The following is a 352-nucleotide window of genomic DNA, read 5'->3' on the forward strand; positions in this document are numbered from 1 at the left end:
ACCATGACCGTACCGGTGTGGTGGTGCTTGGGCAGTTGCACGCCGGGCGGTGCCTTCATCATTACGATCCATTCACCACGGATCGGATCAAGCTTGAAGTATTTCACCAGGATCTCTTCTGAATAGGGCGTCAACGGTACCCACGGCAGCGATTCGCCATCGATGACTGCGGTGTCGATTTGTTCGTAAAGCATATCTGTCTCCATTGGTGTGGATGTGGTCGAAAATCGGAAAACGTGTCAGGGGTGGCCCGCCCATCAGACACAGGCGGGCAACCCTGGAATTGCGGAGGGAGCCGGTCGGTTCAGGCGAGCGGGGTGCCCGTGAGGGTGGCGCGCAGCATCTTTCTTGG

General features: G+C 58.0%; 1 protein-coding gene. It reads right to left on the bottom strand.

Features of this window, described 5'->3' with window-relative positions; translation table 11 throughout:
• Window positions 1–194 (bottom strand): cupin domain-containing protein (locus BG61_RS38995; protein WP_035943921.1); only part of this gene is annotated, 194 nt, incomplete at its 3' end.
• Window positions 195–352 lie beyond the last annotated feature (158 nt).

The organism is Caballeronia glathei (assembly GCF_000698595.1).
GTDB classification, from domain to species: domain Bacteria; phylum Pseudomonadota; class Gammaproteobacteria; order Burkholderiales; family Burkholderiaceae; genus Caballeronia; species Caballeronia glathei.